Genomic DNA, 17,590 nt, shown 5'->3' with positions numbered 1-17,590 from the left:
ATAACAGTATGGCTTACCCTGTCAAGGCGGGATAAACAATATGCCGCTTTTTATGCTCTCCGGCTATTCATCTGCGCTTTTCTGATACAAACCGTGCGCATGGATATAGGCCAGCACCGGAGATGGCAGCAGATCGTCACACGCTAAACCCTGCTGTAAACGCTCGCGAATGAGGGTTGCAGAGATATCAAACCACGGCGTTTCCGCCAGATAGATCTTCCCGGCAGGCTGGTTGTGAAGATCTTCAACATTATCCGTGAGGTGGTCTTCCAGCCACTGCTGGTACTGCTCTTCGCGCATGGTCAGCGGATAGCCGGGACGGCGGCAGACGAGCAGGTGGCTGTTCTCCAGGATGGTTTCATACTGATGCCACGTAGGGAAATTCAGCAGAGAATCCTGGCCGATGATAAAGGCAAGCGGCTGGTCTGGCCCTTGTTCGGCGCGCCACTCCTGAAGCGTCTGAGACGTCCAGGAGGGCGTGTCGCGACGCAGCTCACGCTCGTCAAGTCGGAATAGCGGTTTATCTGCGATGGCAAGGGCAAGCATCTCTTTTCGCTGCTCGCTGGTCGCCTCGGGCTGTGGACGATGGGGCGGGACATTGTTGGGCATGATGGTGACGCGCTGAAGGCCGATCAGATTCGCCAGAATTTCAACCGGCTTCAGATGCCCGTAATGTACCGGGTCGAAGGTGCCGCCATATAAGGCCTGTAAAGAATGCATGCTATCCATCAATAAAAACGTCTGCCAGCGCCTTGTGGCAGAGCAGCAGAGAAAGGCTTTCCAGCTCCGCCCAGACCGACTGGCCATAATCTTGTTTTAACGTGAGCTCAGCGCGCATCAGAAGCTGCACAGCCTGACGAAGCTGTTCATGACTCAGGCGGTTGACGGCTTCGGTGATCAAAGCCCGGCGATTTTGCCACACGCGGTGTTTATCAAACAGCGAACGCAGCGGCGTATGGGCCGACTGACGCTTGAGCGTAATCAGCAGCAATAATTCGCGCTGCAGCGTACGCAGCAGAATAACCGGTTCGCTCCCTTCGAGACGCAGCTGTTGCAGAATATGCAGGGCGCGTTTGCTTTTCGCCGACAGCAGCGCGTCCACCCAGTGGAACGGCGTGAAGTGTGCCGCGTCGTTAACGGCCTGCTCGACGCGCGGCAAGGTCAGCTTGCCATCTGGCCAGAGCAGGGAGAGTCTGTCCAGCGCCTGCGCCAGGGCCAGCAGGTTACCTTCATAGCAGTAGCAGAGCAGTTGGTTCGCCGCATCATCCAGCTGAAGGTTGTTCTGCTTCGCTCTCGCTGCCACCCATTTTGGCAGATGCGCCTGTTCAGGCGTCTGACAGGTAACCTGTACCGCGCGGGCTGCGAGTTGGGTGAACCACGCCGCATTTTCCTGCGCTTTGGTGAGCTTGTTGCCGCGCACAATCAGCAGCAGATCGCTGTGAAGCAGGCTGACCAGCGTGGTCAGCTGTTCATTGATGGCCGCGTTAGGGCCGTTCTCCGGCAGCAGGATCTGAATAGTCTGGCGCGACGCAAAAAGGCTCATCGCCTGACAGAGTGAGAAGAGGGCATTCCAGTCGGTGTTGTTATCCAGCTGGACGGTGTGGTGTTCATCGAAGCCCTGAGAGGCGGCTTCATGCCGCACGGCATCCAGACTTTCCTGAAGCAATAACGGATCGTTTCCAAGAAGCAGATACGCCGCGCGCAGCCCTTCTTTGAGCTGCGCGCGGAGTTGTTCAGGATACAGCCTGATCATCATTTGCCCAGAGAGTTAGCAGCAGGAAGCGTGCCAGCAACCGGTTTTTCAATAATGTCAGAGCCTTGTCGGGTAGACGCTGCAATACCTGGCAGTTTACGGATCAGCTGTTCCGCCGCCTTGTCGTACATTTCGTTGATGATAATCTGCTGTTCGGCATCTTTTGCCAACGCCGTCTGCGGGTTATCGAAGAACGAACGGAACACTTTCGTGCTGATCGGATAGATGTCTTTACCCGGGATCAGGACCGCTGCGTTGACCGTCAGCACCATCTGATATTCAGCTGTACGACCGTCCTGGAAGATGGAGGCCGTATCTCTCGACAGACCTCCTCCGATGATACGCAGAGACGGTACATCCTGGCGCAGCGTTTGTTTCTCAACAAGCTCAACGCCGTTCAGACGCAGCTGATTACGAACTGCCCGGCTGAGTGGACCATTCGGATCCGATGAGTCGAAAATCATCGTTTTCATCTCAGCAGGCACCGCCGTGGTATTGCGCAGGTGCCAGCCACAGCCAGCGGTGACAAGCACCGCCAGTGATAAGAGTATTGTTGCCAGTTGTCGCACGTTTCCTCCCGCGCTTAGCCAACGACCAGATTGAGCAGTTTACCCGGTACGTAGATCACTTTACGTACGGTAACGCCCTCAAGATATTTTGCGACCAGAGGTTCCTGGCCCGCGCGCTCGCGAACCTGTTCTTCGGTTGCATCGACCGCCACGGTAATTTTACCGCGGACTTTGCCGTTTACCTGGACCACAACCAGCGTCGTGTTTTCCACCATCGCGGCTTCGTCAGCCTGCGGCCACGGCGCGTTGTCAATATCGCCTTCGCCTTTCAGCTCCTGCCACAGGGTAAAGCTGACGTGCGGAGTGAACGGGTTCAGCATGCGAACGACGGCCAGCAGCGCTTCACGCATTAAGGCACGATCCTGCTCACCGTCCTGCGGGGCTTTCGCCAGCTTGTTCATCAGTTCCATAATAGCCGCAATTGCGGTATTGAAGGTCTGACGACGACCAATATCATCGGTCACTTTCGCAATCGTTTTATGAACATCGCGACGCAGCGCCTGCTGATCTTCAGTCAGTGCGGCGGCGTTCAGCGCCGGGGCATCGCCCAGTGCAGTGTGTTCGTAAACCAGTTTCCAGACGCGTTTCAGGAAGCGGTTCGCCCCTTCCACGCCGGACTCCTGCCATTCCAGGGTCATGTCGGCCGGAGAGGCAAACATCATGAACAGACGCACGGTGTCCGCACCGTAACGCTCAACCATTACCTGCGGATCGATGCCGTTGTTTTTCGACTTAGACATCTTGCTCATGCCGGTATAGACCAGTTCATGACCTTCGGCGTCTTTCGCCTTAACGATACGGCCTTTCTCGTCGCGCTCGACGATCGCATCAACCGGAGAAACCCAGTTACGCTCGCCGTTAGCACCGACGTAATAGAACGCATCTGCCAGTACCATGCCCTGACACAGCAGCTGTTTTGCTGGTTCGTCAGAGTTCACCATGCCTGCATCGCGCATCAGTTTGTGGAAGAAGCGGAAGTAGAGCAGGTGCATGATGGCGTGTTCGATGCCGCCGATATAGATATCAACCGGCAGCCAGTAGTTTGCCGCATCGGAATCGAGCATACCGTCCTGATACTGCGGGCAGGTGTAGCGCGCATAGTACCAGGATGACTCCATAAAGGTGTCAAAGGTGTCGGTTTCACGCAGCGCAGGCTGACCGTTGACGGTGGTTTTTGCCCACTCAGGATCGGCTTTGATCGGGCTGGTGATACCGTCCATGACCACGTCTTCCGGCAGGATCACCGGGAGCTGATCTTCCGGCGTTGGCATCACGGTGCCATCTTCCAGCGTTACCATTGGGATTGGCGCGCCCCAGTAACGCTGACGGGACACGCCCCAGTCGCGCAGACGGAAGTTAACTTTACGCTCGCCTACGCCCAGAGAGGCCAGCTTATCGGCGATGGCGTTGAAGCCCTCTTCGAAGCTCAGGCCGCTGAATTCACCGGAGTTGAACAGGGTGCCTTTTTCGGTCAGCGCTTGTTCGGACAGGTCGGGTTCAGAACCATCGGCGGCCAGAATAACGGCTTTAATCGGCAGGCTGTATTTGGTGGCAAACTCGTAGTCGCGCTGATCGTGGCCCGGAACGGCCATTACCGCGCCTGTACCGTACTCCATCAGCACGAAGTTCGCTGCCCAGACAGGAATCGCTTCGCCAGTCAGCGGATGCTTCGCATAGAAGCCTGTCGCGACGCCTTTTTTCTCCATCGTCGCCATGTCGGCTTCGGCCACTTTGGTGTTGCGGCACTCGTCAATGAAGGTGGCCAGCTCCGGGTTATTCTCTGCCGCTTTCTGCGCCAGCGGGTGACCTGCGGCCACGGCCAGGTAGGTCGCGCCCATGAAGGTGTCCGGACGGGTGGTGTAGACAGTCAGGGTCTGGTCGTAGTTCTCAACGTTGAAGGTAATCTCCACGCCTTCAGAACGGCCGATCCAGTTGCGCTGCATGGTCTTAACGGTATCTGGCCAGTGGTCGAGGTTATCCAGATCGTTCAGCAGCTCATCAGCGTAAGCGGTGATTTTGATAAACCACTGTGGGATCTCTTTACGCTCAACTTTGGTGTCACAGCGCCAGCAGCAGCCGTCGATAACCTGTTCGTTCGCGAGAACGGTCTGGTCGTTCGGACACCAGTTAACGGCAGAGGTCTTCTTATAAACCAGGCCTTTTTTATACAGCTCGGTGAAGAACTTCTGCTCCCAGCGATAGTATTCCGGGGTACAGGTTGCCAGCTCGCGGCTCCAGTCATAGCCAAAGCCCAGCATCTTGAGCTGGTTTTTCATGTACGCGATATTGTCGTACGTCCACGGCGCCGGTGCGGTGTTGTTTTTGACCGCCGCGCCTTCCGCAGGCAGACCGAACGCATCCCAGCCGATAGGCTGCAGAACGTTTTTACCCAGCATGCGCTGGTAGCGTGCAATCACATCGCCGATGGTGTAGTTACGCACATGGCCCATGTGTAGTCGACCAGAAGGATAGGGAAGCATCGACAGGCAGTAATACTTCTCTTTGCTCTCGTCTTCGGTTACTTCAAAGGTGCGCTTCTCGTCCCAGTGTTGCTGGACTTTTGATTCTATCTCTTCCGGGCGGTATTGCTCTTGCATGGCAGCCAGTGGTCCTGTTTTCAATACAGCTACAAATGTAGCCAATGTATGTGGTAATTCAGATCCGCATAGCATAGCCCAAACGCCCGCGTCAAAACAGCCTTTCGCACAAATGCGCTTTGCAGGAATTTACCGGGTCTGTGCTTCACCTGACAAAGCGGCGATGAAATAAGGTCTATTATTAGAAATAGTTACTTACCCGGGAGGCAAAATGATGAACAAGGTTGCTCAATTTTACCGCGAACTGGTGGCGACACTGACGGAACGGCTGCGTAACGGCGAGCGAGATATCGACGCGCTGGTGGAGCAAGCGCGTGCCCGCGTGACGCAAACGGGTGAGTTAACGCGAACCGAAGTGGAAGAGGTGACGCGCGCCGTGCGTCGCGATCTGGAAGAGTTCGCGCGCAGCTACCAGGAGAGCCAGGAGGAGGTCACGGACAGCGTTTTTATGCGGGTGATTAAAGAGAGCCTGTGGCAAGAGCTGGCCGACATCACGGATAAAACGCAGCTGGAGTGGCGCGAGGTCTTTCAGGATTTGAACCATCACGGCGTGTATCACAGTGGTGAGGTGGTCGGCTTGGGAAATCTGGTGTGTGAGAATTGCCACCATCATATTGCGGTATATACGCCGGATGTCCTGCCGCTGTGTCCGAAATGCGGCCACGATCAGTTCCAGCGTCGGCCGTTTGAGCCATAAATAAAAGCAAAACTCTCTGCTCCCTCTCCCAGTGGGAGAGGGGTGGGGTGAGGGCATCAGGCTGCACATGGTAAAAGCAAAACGGCAACCACGTTGCCGTTTTTAGTGTTTGCCCCCTCTCCCCGTGGGAGAGGGTTGGGGTGAGGGCATCAGGCCGCACTATAGTAAGCAAGTCTCTCCGCCAGCAAATCCACAAACGCCTCGCGGTCGATGTCCACCATCACCGTGGTATTCGGTTTATTCCCCGTCAGCGAGTAGTAATCCACCACCGTCATTCCCTGGGTGTATTTTCCCTGCGTCTCAACACCAACCCATCTGTCCACCGTGGTGAACATCTCCGGCTTCAGTAGCCAGGCAATGGTGCACGGGTCGTGCAGCGGCGCGCCGTGGAAGCCCCATTTCTCTACTTTGTGATACTCCATAAAGAAGTCGAGCAGCTCGGCCACGGTTGTCGCGACCGTATTACCCACGGAGCGGAATCGCTCAATATCGTCCGCCATAATCTGCGCGCGGTGGGTAACGTCCAGTCCCGCCATTACAATCGGTAAGCCGGACTGGAAGACGATTTCCGCGGCTTCCGGGTCGACAAAGATGTTGAACTCCGCCGCAGGCGTCCAGTTCCCCAGCCCCATGGCCCCGCCCATAATCACAATTCGGGCAATTTTATTATGCAGCTCAGGATGGCTGTTCAGCAGCAGCGCAACGTTGGTTTGCGGTCCGGTTGCCACCAGCGTTACCGGTTCTGCACTCTCACGTAGAACCTTCGCCATCAGCTCCACGGCGGTACAGTTTTGCGGCGTGAAACCCGGCTCCGGCAGTGCCGGACCGTCCAGCCCGCTTTCACCATGAACGTTGTCGGCAATAATCAGCTCGCGCATCAGTGGCTTCACGGCCCCGCCGGCGACAGGAATGTCGGTGCGTTTAAGCAGCGTGAGCATGCGCAGCACGTTGCGCAGGGTTTTGTCCGGCGTCTGGTTTCCGGCGGACGAGGTGACGGCTTTTACCTCGAGTTCAGGGGAGGCAAGAGCGAGGACGAGCGCGATCGCGTCGTCATGACCCGGATCGCAATCGAGAATAATAGGCTGTGCCATAGCGTTCTCCATACGTAGCGTTATTTTGTGACAAGGTTAACGCTGCAATGTGACGCCGACGAGCGGAAGTGAGTGAAAGCGTGAAGCAGTGCGCAATCCGCAGATTGCGCACCGGGAAGATTAATGCAGGATTTTCGCGAGGAAATCCTTCGCACGTTCGGATTTCGGGTTAGCGAAGAACTCTTCTTTCGGTGAGTCTTCGACAATTTTCCCTTCGTCCATAAAGATTACGCGGTTGGCCACTTTACGGGCAAAGCCCATTTCGTGGGTCACCACCATCATGGTCATCCCTTCGTGCGCCAGCTCGACCATTACGTCCAGCACTTCATTGATCATCTCTGGATCGAGCGCCGACGTTGGCTCATCAAACAGCATTGCCACCGGATCCATGCACAGCGCGCGGGCGATCGCCACACGCTGCTGTTGGCCGCCAGAAAGCTGTGCCGGGAACTTATCGGCATGCGCCGAAAGCCCAACGCGTTCCAGGAGCTTCAGACCTTTCTCGCGCGACGCTTTTTTATCACGCTTCAGCACTTTTACCTGCGCCAGCGTCAGGTTCTCAATAATGGAGAGGTGAGGGAACAGCTCAAAGTGCTGGAACACCATGCCAACGTGAGAGCGAAGCTGGGCGAGATTAGTTTTCTTATCGTTGACTTTGGTGCCGTTGACAACGATCTCACCCTGCTGCACCGGCTCCAGTCCGTTGACGGTTTTAATCAGCGTCGATTTACCGGAGCCGGACGGCCCGCATACCACCACCACGTCGCCTTTTTTGACTTCGGTGGAGCAGTCGGTCAGCACCTGAAAGTGCCCATACCATTTAGAAACATTTTTCAGGGAAATCATTATACCGTCCTTTTCTTCAGCCAGCTGACCAACAGCGACGCGCTTAAACTAATCACAAAATAGACCGCACCCGCAAAGAGCACCATCTCGACCTGCGTACCATCACGTTCACCGATGGTTGACGCGGTACGGAAGAAGTCTGCCAGACTCAGAACGTAGACCAGCGAGGTATCCTGGAACAGCACGATGCCCTGGGTCAGCAGGAGCGGAACCATGGCGCGAAACGCCTGCGGCAGAATAATGAGCTGCATGGACTGCCAGTGCGTCATTCCCAGCGCCAGCGCGGCGCTGGATTGCCCGCGGGAGATACTCTGAATGCCCGCTCGGATAATCTCCGAGTAGTAAGCGGCCTCGAACATTGAGAACGCCACCATGGCGGAGATCAGACGGATATCGGTTTTCGGCGACAGCCCCAGCACGTTCTGCAGGAAGCCGGGCACAATCAGGTAAAACCACAGCAGCACCATCACCAGCGGGATGGAGCGGAACACGTTAACGTAGGCGGTCGCAAACCAGGCGAGCGGCTTAAAGCTCGACAGGCGCATGACGGCCAGCAGGGTGCCCCAGACGATACCAATGATGATGGCAATAACGGTGATTTTTAAGGTAATCACCAGGCCATCAAGCAGGTAAGGCATGGATGGAACGATAGAACTCCAGTCAAATTCGTACATTATTTGCCCCCCAGATTACCCGGCAGGCGGATTTTGCGTTCAACCAGGTTCATCACCAGCATGATGAAAGCGTTAATCAGAACATACGCGAGCGTGATCGCGGTGAAGGATTCCCACGCGTGAGCGGAATAATCCAGCAGCTTGCCCGCCTGCGCGGCCATGTCGACCAGGCCGATAGTCGAGGCGATGGCCGAGTTTTTCACCAGGTTCATCATCTCGGAGGTCATCGGTGGAACGATAACCCGGTAGGCGTTAGGCAGCAGCACGTAGCGGTAGGTTTGGGGCAGCGTCAGGCCCATCGCCAGGCCCGCGTTTTTTTGTCCGCGCGGCAATGACTGAATGGCGGCACGCACCTGCTCGCAAACGCGCGCAGCGGTAAACAGCCCCAGACACATCATGGAGGAGACAAAGAACTGCACGTTCGGATCCAGTTCCGACTTGAACCACATGCCAATATTTTCCGGCAGCAGTTCCGGGATAACCAGATACCAGGTAAAGAATTGCACGATCAGCGGAACGTTACGGAACAGTTCCACATACAGGGTGCCAAGCGTTGAAAGAAAACGGTTAGGGACGGTGCGCAGAATACCGAACAGAGAACCGACAAGAAACGCGATAATCCACGCCGTTATCGATAGTGCCACGGTGACCTGAAAGCCGCTCCACAGCCAGCCAAGATAGGTGGTGTTGCCGAACGGGGCTTGTTGCAGGAATATGCCCCAGTTCCAGTCTATTGACATAATAAACTCCAGAAAAAAAAGGGTAGCAGCGCTACCCTCGAAGATTGGTGAGAAGCTCATTTTTCGCGCTGAGTGGGGAACGACCACTCAACGTATAGTCTGTCCATGCTTCCCGACAATCGAGAGGGCAGGAGATCCCGCCCCTGTTGTTCTAATTAGTTAAGAGCCTTGTCATTTGGAGATTTGAACAGCGCTTTCATGTCGTCAGACAGTTCAAAATTCATGTTCAGGTTTTTTGGTGGAATCGGGTTCTTGAACCATTTGTCGAACCATTTTTCCGCTTCGCCGGAGGTCTGCACCTGAGCGATGGTGTCATCGATCAGCTTTTTGAACTGCGGATCGTCTTTACGCAGCATACAGCCGTAGGCTTCTTTGGACTGCGCGGTACCGACGATATCCCAGTTGTCTGGTTTCTTCGCTTTCGCACGTTCGCCCGCCAGCAGGGCGTCATCCATCATAAACGCGACGGCACGACCGCTTTCCAGGGTACGGAAGGAGTCGCCATGGTCTTTCGCGCTGATGATGCGCATATCCATTTTCTTCTCGTCGTTCAGCTTGTGCAGCAGCACTTCTGACGTGGTACCGGAGGTCACAACAACCGCTTTGCCTTTCAGGTCAGCGAAGTCTTGGATCTCGCCGCCTTTCTTCGTCAGCAGACGAGTGCCCACGACAAAGATGGTGTCAGAGAAGGCAGCCTGTTTCTGACGCTCGAGGTTGTTGGTGGTGGAGCCACACTCGAAGTCAAAGGTGCCGTTTTGCAGCAGTGGAATACGGTTCTGTGAAGTGATTGGGATCAGCTTCACCTGCAGGTCAGGTTTGTTCAGCTTTTTCTTCACAGCTTCAACGATGGCGTTGGAGTAATCCTGTGAATAGCCCACGACTTTTTGCGTGTTGTCGTAGTAAGAGAACGGGACAGAAGATTCACGGTGGCCGACCACGATGACGCCGTTTTTGGCAATCTTGTCGAGAGTGCTGCCTGCTGCAGGCGCATCTTCAGCGTGAACCACGCCTGCAGACATTCCCATAACCAGCATTGCTGTGGCCAGTTTACGTAATTGCATACCCAACTCCTTTTTTATCAGCGCCAGCGACGCATTGATACCCATTGTGATGTTGTTATATCTCGCGCAGTGCGAGTGCAGTGTTATGCAAGCTTGTTAACATTTAGTCTGGCTTAATGTAAAGATTTTGCTGCGTTATTGTTTATTTTTGCGAAGCGCGCCGCACCAAGCAGAGGCAAATATCTCCCGTTGCACCGTTTCGGTGCTACCGATGATCTACGCTGGTGCGACAAAGTTGCACGTTAAGCCAAACTGCGTTTACCTGAATAAACAAAGCAATAGGCGTGCCAGAATGGGAGTCTGGAGAAAATTGTCGGGTGGCGGCTACGCCACCCGGCAACAGGAGGGAAGGTTATTTCCGACGCTGACGCAGGCTCATCAGCACCGCGCCAAAGCCGAACAGCACGGTCAGTATCCACAGCGGCCAGTTGCCGGTGCGCGCGTATGGCGTCAGCCCGGTGGTTGGCGTGACTTTAGTGGTCAGTACCTCACGGGTAAACTGCGGGATCATCGCCTGAATTTCACCCTGCGGACCAATCACAGCCGTGATGCCGTTGTTGGTGCTGCGCAGCAGCGGACGCGCCAGCTCCAGAGAGCGCATACGTGCCATCTGGAAGTGCTGCCACGGGCCGATTGACTTACCAAACCAGGCGTCGTTGGAGATGGTCAGCAGATAGTCAGTATCCGGGCGGAAGTTATCGCGTACCTGCTCGCCGAGAATGATTTCGTAGCAGATGGCCGCCGTCAGGGCCAGGCCGTGCGCGTGCAGCTGAGGCTGTACGTACGGGCCGCGGCTGAAAGAGGACATCGGCAGGTCAAAGAACGGGGCCAGCGGGCGCAGAATCGACTCCAGCGGGACAAATTCACCAAACGGCACCAGGTGGTTCTTGTTGTACCGGTCAGTGGAGTGGTAGCTGTACTCGCTATCTTTCCCCAGCGTAATGATGCTGTTGTAGGTGTCGTAGCGGTTCTGCTGATTCAGACGCGCATCGACAATCCCGGTGATCAGCGTGCTGCCGTGCGCCAGCAGCAGGTCGTTCATCATGTTGAGGAACGGCTGCTGGTTAATTTCCAGATCGGGGATCGCAGATTCCGGCCAGATAATCAGCTGGGATTTACCCATCACCTCTTCGGTGGCGTTGGCGTAGATCTTCAGCGTATTCAGCAGCTCTTTCTCATCCCACTTCATAGACTGCGGAATATTCCCCTGCACCATGGACACCTGCAGGGTGCGCTCTGGCTCGGGCGTGAACCACTGGATATAACGCAGCGGGAAGGGCAGGGCAAACAGCACCAGCGCCACAGCCAGCGGCTTCCAGCAGCGCTGGACCAGCGCCAGGACCAGCAGGCCGCTCACCACCATCAGCAGGAAGTTGATGGCCTCAACGCCCATTACCGGCGCCAGTCCTTTCAGCGGGCCGTCAATCTGGCTGTAGCCGAACTGCAGCCACGGGAAGCCCGTCAGCACCCAGCCGCGCAGGAACTCGGTTATCTGCCAGACCACCGGCGCGGCAATGGCGACGCGCAGCCAGGTGGTTTTTGGCCACAGGCGAGAAAGGATGCCGGCGAACAGACCGGTATAGAGCGAGAGATACGCGCCGAGCAATACCACCAGGAAGACGTTAACCGGGCCAGGCATACCGCCAAACTGGGCGATGCTGACATAGACCCAGTTGATGCCTGAGCCAAACAGCCCCAGTCCCCAGAAGTAACCGATAGCCGCAGCCTGTACCGGACGACGATTCAGGGTCAGGCCCTGAAGCCCCATCAGGGAGAGAATGGCGGCGGGCCAGATATCGTAAGGAGAAAAAGCCAGCGTACCGCTGGCTCCGAGTAACAGCGCCAGCAGCAAACGGATGCGCTGGCGTTCAAGCAGTGGGGCAAATGCCATTTACATTAATCTTCCAGTTTTGGCACCGGTGAGTCGTCCGGCGTTCTGACGTGAACCTGTATAATACGTCGGCTGTCGGCCATTGCCACTTTGAACTGGTAACCGTCAATGTCAACGGTCTCACCGCGCGCCGGGAGGTGGCCAAAGGCCTGCATCACCAGCCCGCCAATGGTATCGACCTCTTCATCGCTGAAGTGGGTACCGAAGGCGTCGTTAAAGTCCTCAATCGAGGCCAGCGCGCGTACGGTCCAGGTGTGGCGGCTAAGCTGCCGGAAGTCGATATCTTCTTCTTCGTCGTACTCGTCTTCGATTTCGCCCACGATCAGCTCAAGAATATCCTCGATCGTGACCAGACCGGAAACGCCACCAAACTCATCAATAACAATCGCCATGTGGTAACGCTGAGAGCGAAACTCTTTCAGCATCCGATCCACACGTTTACTTTCCGGCACAACCACGGCCTGGCGTAACACTTTTTCCATGCTGAAAGCTTCGGCATCGCTGCGCATAAACGGCAGCAGATCTTTGGCCATCAAAATCCCTTCGATGTGATCTTTGTCTTCGCTGATGACCGGGAAACGCGAGTGGGCGGATTCGATGATCACATCGAGGCACGCGTCCAGGGTCTGGTTACGTTTCAGGGTGATCATCTGCGAGCGGGGGATCATGATATCGCGAACGCGCTGGTCGGCGATGTCCATAACCCCTTCGAGCATTTCGCGCGTATCTTCGTCGATAAGGTCGTTCTGCCCGGAATCACGAATCAGCTCCAGCAGTTCATCACGGTTTTTGGGTTCGCCGTGGAAAAGCTGGTTCAGAATGAGGGAGAAAAATCCCTTTTTACTGGTTGTCGTGTCGCTACTGTGTGAATTGTCGTCGCTCATGGCGTTTGTTAAGGGTTCTCTTGTTAGTTCAACGTTTACCGCCACGCGATATCCTTTCGTGGCGGCATGTGAGTCCGTCAGGTGACGGACTATTCTTTCTCGGCAATGTACGGATCCTCATAGCCCAGAGCAAGCATTATCTCTGTCTCGAGGGACTCCATCTCTTCCGCTTCGTCATCTTCAATGTGATCGTAGCCCAGCAGATGCAGGCTGCCGTGTACCACCATATGCGCCCAGTGGGCCTCAGGCGGCTTTTGCTGCTCTTTCGCTTCCTGTTCAACCACCTGACGGCAGATGATCAGATCGCCCAGCAGCGGCATCTCAATGCCCGGCGGCGCTTCGAACGGGAATGAGAGCACGTTGGTCGGCTTATCTTTCCCGCGATAGGTCAGGTTAAGCTCATGGCTTTCTGCTTCATCAACCAGGCGAATCGTCACTTCTGATTCTTCCTGAAACTGAGGAATAACGGCATCCAGCCATTTCTGAAACTGTGCCTCATCTGGCATGCCGGAATTGTCTTCACAGGCCAGCTGTAAATCGAGGATCACCTGACTCATTTCTGTTCTTGCTCCTGCGCTTCGCGCTTACGTTCTGCGGCCAGTTCGGCCTTACGCTTCTGATCCGCCTCTTCCCAGGCTTCATAGGCGTTAACGATACGCGCGACCACCGGGTGGCGTACCACGTCTTCACTGTGGAAGAAGTTAAAGCTGATTTCGTCGACCTCGGCCAGCACCTCAATGGCGTGGCGCAGGCCGGATTTGGTGCTGCGCGGCAGGTCGATCTGGGTGACGTCACCGGTAATGACCGCTTTCGAGTTAAAGCCGATACGCGTCAGGAACATCTTCATCTGTTCGATGGTGGTGTTCTGGCTCTCATCGAGAATGATGAACGCATCGTTCAGCGTACGACCGCGCATGTAGGCGAGCGGGGCAACTTCGATAACGTTACGCTCAATGAGCTTCTCAACCTTCTCAAAGCCGAGCATCTCGAACAGCGCATCGTATAACGGGCGCAGATACGGGTCGACCTTCTGGCTCAGATCGCCCGGCAGGAAGCCCAGCTTTTCGCCCGCTTCAACGGCCGGACGGGTCAGCAGAATACGACGGATCTCCTGGCGTTCCAGCGCATCTACCGCAGCGGCAACGGCCAGATAGGTTTTACCCGTCCCCGCCGGCCCCACCCCGAAGGTGATGTCGTGGTCGAGGATATTGGCGATGTACTGCGCCTGGTTTGGCGTACGCGGCTTAATAACGCCACGTTTGGTCTTGATGTTAATGGCCTTGCCGTAGTCCGGCACGCTTTCCGCGCTCTGCTCAAGCACGCGCGCCTCTTTAATGGCGAGGTGAATTTGTTCCGGTTCGATATCCTGAATTTCGCCGCGCATGGGTGATGTATCCACATACAGGCTACGCAGAATGTCCGCAGCGGCGTTGACGCAGATAGGGCGTCCGGTAAGTTTGAAATGATTATCGCGACGATTGATTTCGATACCCAGACGTCGCTCCAGTTGTTTGATGTTGTCATCAAACGGCCCGCACAGGCTCAGCAGGCGAGCGTTGTCTGCTGGCTCAAGGCTAATTTCACGCGTATCTATATTCAAACTGTTCCTCTTTAATTGGTTAACTGACCCATTGCGATAGGACGTAATAAAACGGTCATTACCGAAATTATTCACGCCACAGAATAAAGGCGCAAGCGTTGCGGAAGATATTGGGGACGATGAGAGGAAATACAAGGCCTGCCGGAAAGGCAGGCCAGGAGGATTAAGGCTGGTAAATCCCCACGCCAGAATCGTTTTCTTTACGGGTACGAGAGATCACGGATTCCGGTGACTCGGCAATACGCAGGCCCATTTCGTCCTCGGTGCGTACCAGCTTCGCGCGCAGCGAGTTGGTCAGCACTTCGACAATCTCGACGTCCACGAATTTACCGATCATATCCGGGGTGCCTTCAAAGTTCACCACGCGGTTGTTTTCGGTACGACCGGAGAGTTCCATAATGCTCTTGCGGGAGGTGCCTTCCACCAGAATGCGCTGAACGGTGCCGAGCATACGGCGGCTCCACGCGTTGGCCTGCTGGTTAATACGCTCCTGCAGAATATACAGACGCTGCTTTTTCTCTTCTTCCGGCACATCGTCAACCATATCGGCCGCAGGTGTTCCAGGACGCGCAGAGAAGATGAAGCTGTAGCTGACGTCAAAATTCACTTCACCGATGAGCTTCATGGTGCGCTCGAAGTCATCAGCGGTTTCGCCAGGGAAGCCGACGATAAAGTCGGAGCTGATCTGGATATCCGGACGCGCTTCACGCAGCTTGCGAATGGTGGACTTGTACTCCAGCACCGTATGCGGGCGGCCCATCAGGTTCAACACGCGGTCAGATCCACACTGAATCGGCAGGTGCAGGAAGCTCACCAGCTCTGGCGTATCGCGATACACGTCAATGATGTCGTCGGTAAACTCCATCGGATGGCTGGTGGTAAAGCGAATGCGGTCGATACCGTCAATCGCGGCCACCAGACGCAGCAGTTCGGCAAAGCTGCCGGTGGTGCCGTCGTAGTTTTCCCCGCGCCAGGCGTTCACGTTCTGGCCCAGCAGGTTCACTTCGCGAACGCCCTGTGCGGCAAGCTGCGCAATTTCAAACAGAATATCGTCTGCCGGACGGCTGACTTCTTCACCACGGGTGTAAGGCACCACGCAGTAAGTGCAATATTTGTTGCAGCCTTCCATGATGGAGACGAAGGCGGTCGGGCCATCGGCGCGCGGCTCCGGCAGACGGTCAAACTTTTCGATTTCCGGGAAGCTGACGTCAACGACCGGGCTACGGTTGCCGCGAACCTGATTGATCATCTCCGGCAGGCGGTGCAGGGTCTGAGGGCCAAAGACGATATCCACATACGGGGCTCTCTGGCGGATCAGCTTACCTTCCTGCGACGCGACGCAGCCACCCACCCCGATGATCAGATCCGGATTTTTTCGTTTGAGAAGCTTCCAGCGGCCTAACACGTGAAAGACTTTTTCCTGCGCTTTTTCACGAATCGAACAGGTGTTCAGCAGCAGCACGTCCGCTTCTTTCGCATTTTCAGTCAGCTGGTATCCGTGGGTTGAATCCAGCAGATCGGCCATCTTGGATGAATCGTATTCGTTCATCTGACAGCCCCAGGTTTTTATATGGAGTTTTTTAGTCATCGACTTGCTCAGCTCAGGATTGCAAGCCGCGTATTGTAATGCTTTGGTGGGGTTGTGACCAGTATGAAGGTTATGTGTCTCAGGACCGCAAAAATCCGGTAAACTTAAGGGATTCTCCAATAAGGAAAATTGACCATGACACTCCTACACACCGAAGTTGCCGTTGTCGGCGGCGGTATGGTCGGCGGCGCGCTGGCGCTGGGGCTGGCGCAGCAGGGATTTGAGGTAACGGTAATTGAACAGGCTGCTCCGCCGGCCTTCGATCCCGCCGGCAAACCGGATGTGCGCATATCCGCGATCAGCGCGGCGTCCGTCGATCTGCTGCGCGGGCTGGGCGTCTGGGAGGCGGTGCTGGCGATGCGCGCCCATCCTTACAGCCGTCTTGAAACCTGGGAGTGGGAAAACGCCCACGTCGCGTTTGATGCCGCTGAGCTGAAGCTGCCGCGCCTGGGCTATATGGTGGAAAACAACGTGCTTCAGCAGGCGCTCTGGCAGGCGCTGGAGGCGCACCCGAAGGTGACGCTGCGCGTTCCGGCGTCGATTAAGGCTCTGCATCCCCAGGAGAGCGGGTATTCGCTGACGCTCAACAGCGGCGATGAACTGGCCGTTAAGCTCGTCGTCGGAGCGGACGGCGCTAACTCGCAGGTCAGACAGATGGCGGGAATTGGCGTTCATGCCTGGCAGTATGAGCAATCCTGCATGCTGATTACCGTCGAGTGCGAGAATGCGCCGGGAGAAAGCACGTGGCAGCACTTTACGCCGAATGGCCCGCATGCGTTTTTACCGCTGTTTGATAACTGGGCATCGCTGGTCTGGTACGACAAACCGGCACGCATTCGCCAGCTGCAGGGGCTTTCAATGGAACAATTGCAGCGGGAAATTCGCCTGCATTTTCCAAGCCGTCTGGGCAACGTTACGCCGGTGGCTGCCGGGGCGTTTCCCCTCACTCGGCGCCATGCTTTGCAGTATGCCCGTGAAGGGCTGGCGCTGGTGGGCGATGCAGCGCACACCATTCATCCGCTGGCCGGGCAGGGCGTGAATCTGGGGTACCGTGATGTCGATGCGTTACTGGATGTGCTGAGCAGCGCCTGCGGGCACGCGGAAAACTGGGCCAGCCATCAGATCCTGAAGCGTTACCAGACGCGACGCATGGCGGATAACTTTATTATGCAGTCGGGGATGGATCTGTTTTATGCCGGGTTCAGCAATGACTTAGCCCCGGTGCGCATTCTGCGTAATATTGGATTGATGGCAGCGGAACGTGCCGGTGGTCTGAAGCGTCAGGCGCTGAAATACGCGCTGGGACTCTAATCTTTTTCCCCTCTCCCAGTGGGAGAGGGGCAGGGTGAGGGCATCAGGCCGCACCATCCTGAACAACAAAAACAAAAAAGCCCGCAGAGCGGGCTTTTTTGTTACTTAAGTGGCTGGGGTGCAGGGATTCGAACCCCGGAATGCTGGTATCAGAAACCAGAGCCTTACCGCTTGGCGACACCCCAATTGCGTTAAACAAACTGCTTAACGACTTTTTAAATTGGCTGGGGTACGAGGATTCGAACCTCGGAATGCCGGAATCAGAATCCGGTGCCTTACCGCTTGGCG

General features: G+C 55.9%; 16 protein-coding genes and 1 tRNA gene. 2 read left to right on the top strand and 15 right to left on the bottom strand.

Translation table 11 applies throughout. The features are described 5' to 3' along the window. Positions 1-63 precede the first annotated feature (63 nt). Genes nadD through leuS form a run of 4 tightly spaced genes read right to left on the bottom strand, consistent with a single transcriptional unit; the run spans position 64 to position 4,919 of the window. A complete protein-coding gene (gene nadD, locus IM317_RS00650; protein WP_033144928.1) occupies positions 64-729 on the bottom strand; it encodes a nicotinate-nucleotide adenylyltransferase in 666 nt (221 codons plus the stop codon). Then, the gene (gene holA / locus IM317_RS00645) at positions 722-1,753 is read right to left on the bottom strand and encodes a DNA polymerase III subunit delta (RefSeq protein ID WP_033146506.1); all 1,032 of its coding nucleotides are present in this window, start codon (positions 1,751-1,753) and stop codon (positions 722-724) included. Before holA ends, nadD begins: the two co-directional genes overlap by 8 nt. Beyond that, a complete protein-coding gene (gene lptE / locus IM317_RS00640) occupies positions 1,753-2,322 on the bottom strand; it encodes an LPS assembly lipoprotein LptE (protein ID WP_033144929.1) in 570 nt (189 codons plus the stop codon). The genes holA and lptE overlap by 1 nt, the downstream gene beginning before the upstream one ends. Before the next feature lie 14 nt (positions 2,323-2,336). Continuing rightward, entirely contained in the window at positions 2,337-4,919 is a 2,583-nt protein-coding gene (gene leuS, locus IM317_RS00635) for a leucine--tRNA ligase (RefSeq protein ID WP_033144930.1), read from the bottom strand. Positions 4,920-5,133: 214 nt separating this feature from the next. On the opposite strand from leuS, the gene IM317_RS00630 reads away from it, so the two are divergent. Further along, positions 5,134-5,616, top strand: coding sequence for a zinc ribbon-containing protein (locus tag IM317_RS00630; RefSeq protein WP_032661386.1), 483 nt, complete (start codon positions 5,134-5,136; stop codon positions 5,614-5,616). 149 nt (positions 5,617-5,765) lie between these two features. On the opposite strand, the gene rihA is transcribed toward IM317_RS00630, so the two are convergent. The 10 genes from rihA to miaB all read right to left on the bottom strand — a co-directional run bounded on the left by rihA (position 5,766) and on the right by miaB (position 15,991). After that, the gene (gene rihA / locus IM317_RS00625) at positions 5,766-6,707 is read right to left on the bottom strand and encodes a pyrimidine-specific ribonucleoside hydrolase RihA (protein WP_033144931.1); all 942 of its coding nucleotides are present in this window, start codon (positions 6,705-6,707) and stop codon (positions 5,766-5,768) included. A gap of 120 nt (positions 6,708-6,827) precedes the next feature. Beyond that, positions 6,828-7,553, bottom strand: coding sequence for an amino acid ABC transporter ATP-binding protein (locus IM317_RS00620; RefSeq protein WP_014883001.1), 726 nt, complete (start codon positions 7,551-7,553; stop codon positions 6,828-6,830). Beyond that, entirely contained in the window at positions 7,553-8,227 is a 675-nt protein-coding gene (gene gltK, locus IM317_RS00615; protein ID WP_014883002.1) for a glutamate/aspartate ABC transporter permease GltK, read from the bottom strand. Before gltK ends, IM317_RS00620 begins: the two co-directional genes overlap by 1 nt. Beyond that, entirely contained in the window at positions 8,227-8,967 is a 741-nt protein-coding gene (locus tag IM317_RS00610) for an amino acid ABC transporter permease (protein ID WP_023310756.1), read from the bottom strand. The genes gltK and IM317_RS00610 overlap by 1 nt, the downstream gene beginning before the upstream one ends. Before the next feature lie 155 nt (positions 8,968-9,122). Continuing rightward, complete coding sequence (locus tag IM317_RS00605; RefSeq protein ID WP_033144932.1) at positions 9,123-10,028, bottom strand: amino acid ABC transporter substrate-binding protein; 906 nt, start codon at positions 10,026-10,028, stop codon at positions 9,123-9,125. Between the two features lie 352 nt (positions 10,029-10,380). Continuing rightward, positions 10,381-11,919 (bottom strand): apolipoprotein N-acyltransferase, encoded by a 1,539-nt coding sequence (lnt, locus tag IM317_RS00600; protein WP_033144933.1) that lies wholly within the window; start codon positions 11,917-11,919, stop codon positions 10,381-10,383. Positions 11,920-11,924: 5 nt separating this feature from the next. After that, positions 11,925-12,803 (bottom strand): CNNM family magnesium/cobalt transport protein CorC, encoded by an 879-nt coding sequence (gene corC, locus IM317_RS00595; protein WP_193362458.1) that lies wholly within the window; start codon positions 12,801-12,803, stop codon positions 11,925-11,927. 89 nt (positions 12,804-12,892) lie between these two features. Further along, positions 12,893-13,360, bottom strand: a complete 468-nt coding sequence (gene ybeY / locus IM317_RS00590; protein WP_033144934.1) for an rRNA maturation RNase YbeY — start codon at positions 13,358-13,360, stop codon at positions 12,893-12,895. Then, complete coding sequence (locus IM317_RS00585) at positions 13,357-14,403, bottom strand: PhoH family protein (RefSeq protein ID WP_008501053.1); 1,047 nt, start codon at positions 14,401-14,403, stop codon at positions 13,357-13,359. Before IM317_RS00585 ends, ybeY begins: the two co-directional genes overlap by 4 nt. 163 nt (positions 14,404-14,566) lie before the next feature. Beyond that, positions 14,567-15,991, bottom strand: coding sequence for a tRNA (N6-isopentenyl adenosine(37)-C2)-methylthiotransferase MiaB (miaB, locus tag IM317_RS00580; protein WP_033144935.1), 1,425 nt, complete (start codon positions 15,989-15,991; stop codon positions 14,567-14,569). Between the two features lie 135 nt (positions 15,992-16,126). Between miaB and ubiF the strand changes: the two genes are divergently transcribed. Continuing rightward, positions 16,127-17,302 (top strand): 3-demethoxyubiquinol 3-hydroxylase, encoded by a 1,176-nt coding sequence (gene ubiF / locus IM317_RS00575; RefSeq protein WP_033144936.1) that lies wholly within the window; start codon positions 16,127-16,129, stop codon positions 17,300-17,302. A 110-nt stretch (positions 17,303-17,412) separates the two neighbouring features. Here the strand turns inward: ubiF and IM317_RS00570 are convergent. After that, positions 17,413-17,487: transfer RNA gene (locus IM317_RS00570), tRNA-Gln, on the bottom strand. Positions 17,488-17,590 lie beyond the last annotated feature (103 nt).

The sequence above is a fragment of the Enterobacter cloacae complex sp. S3 genome (genome assembly GCF_014930495.1).
In the GTDB taxonomy this organism is placed as follows: Bacteria; Pseudomonadota; Gammaproteobacteria; order Enterobacterales; family Enterobacteriaceae; genus Enterobacter; species Enterobacter asburiae_B.
This window is presented reverse-complemented; position numbering and strand designations above follow the sequence as displayed.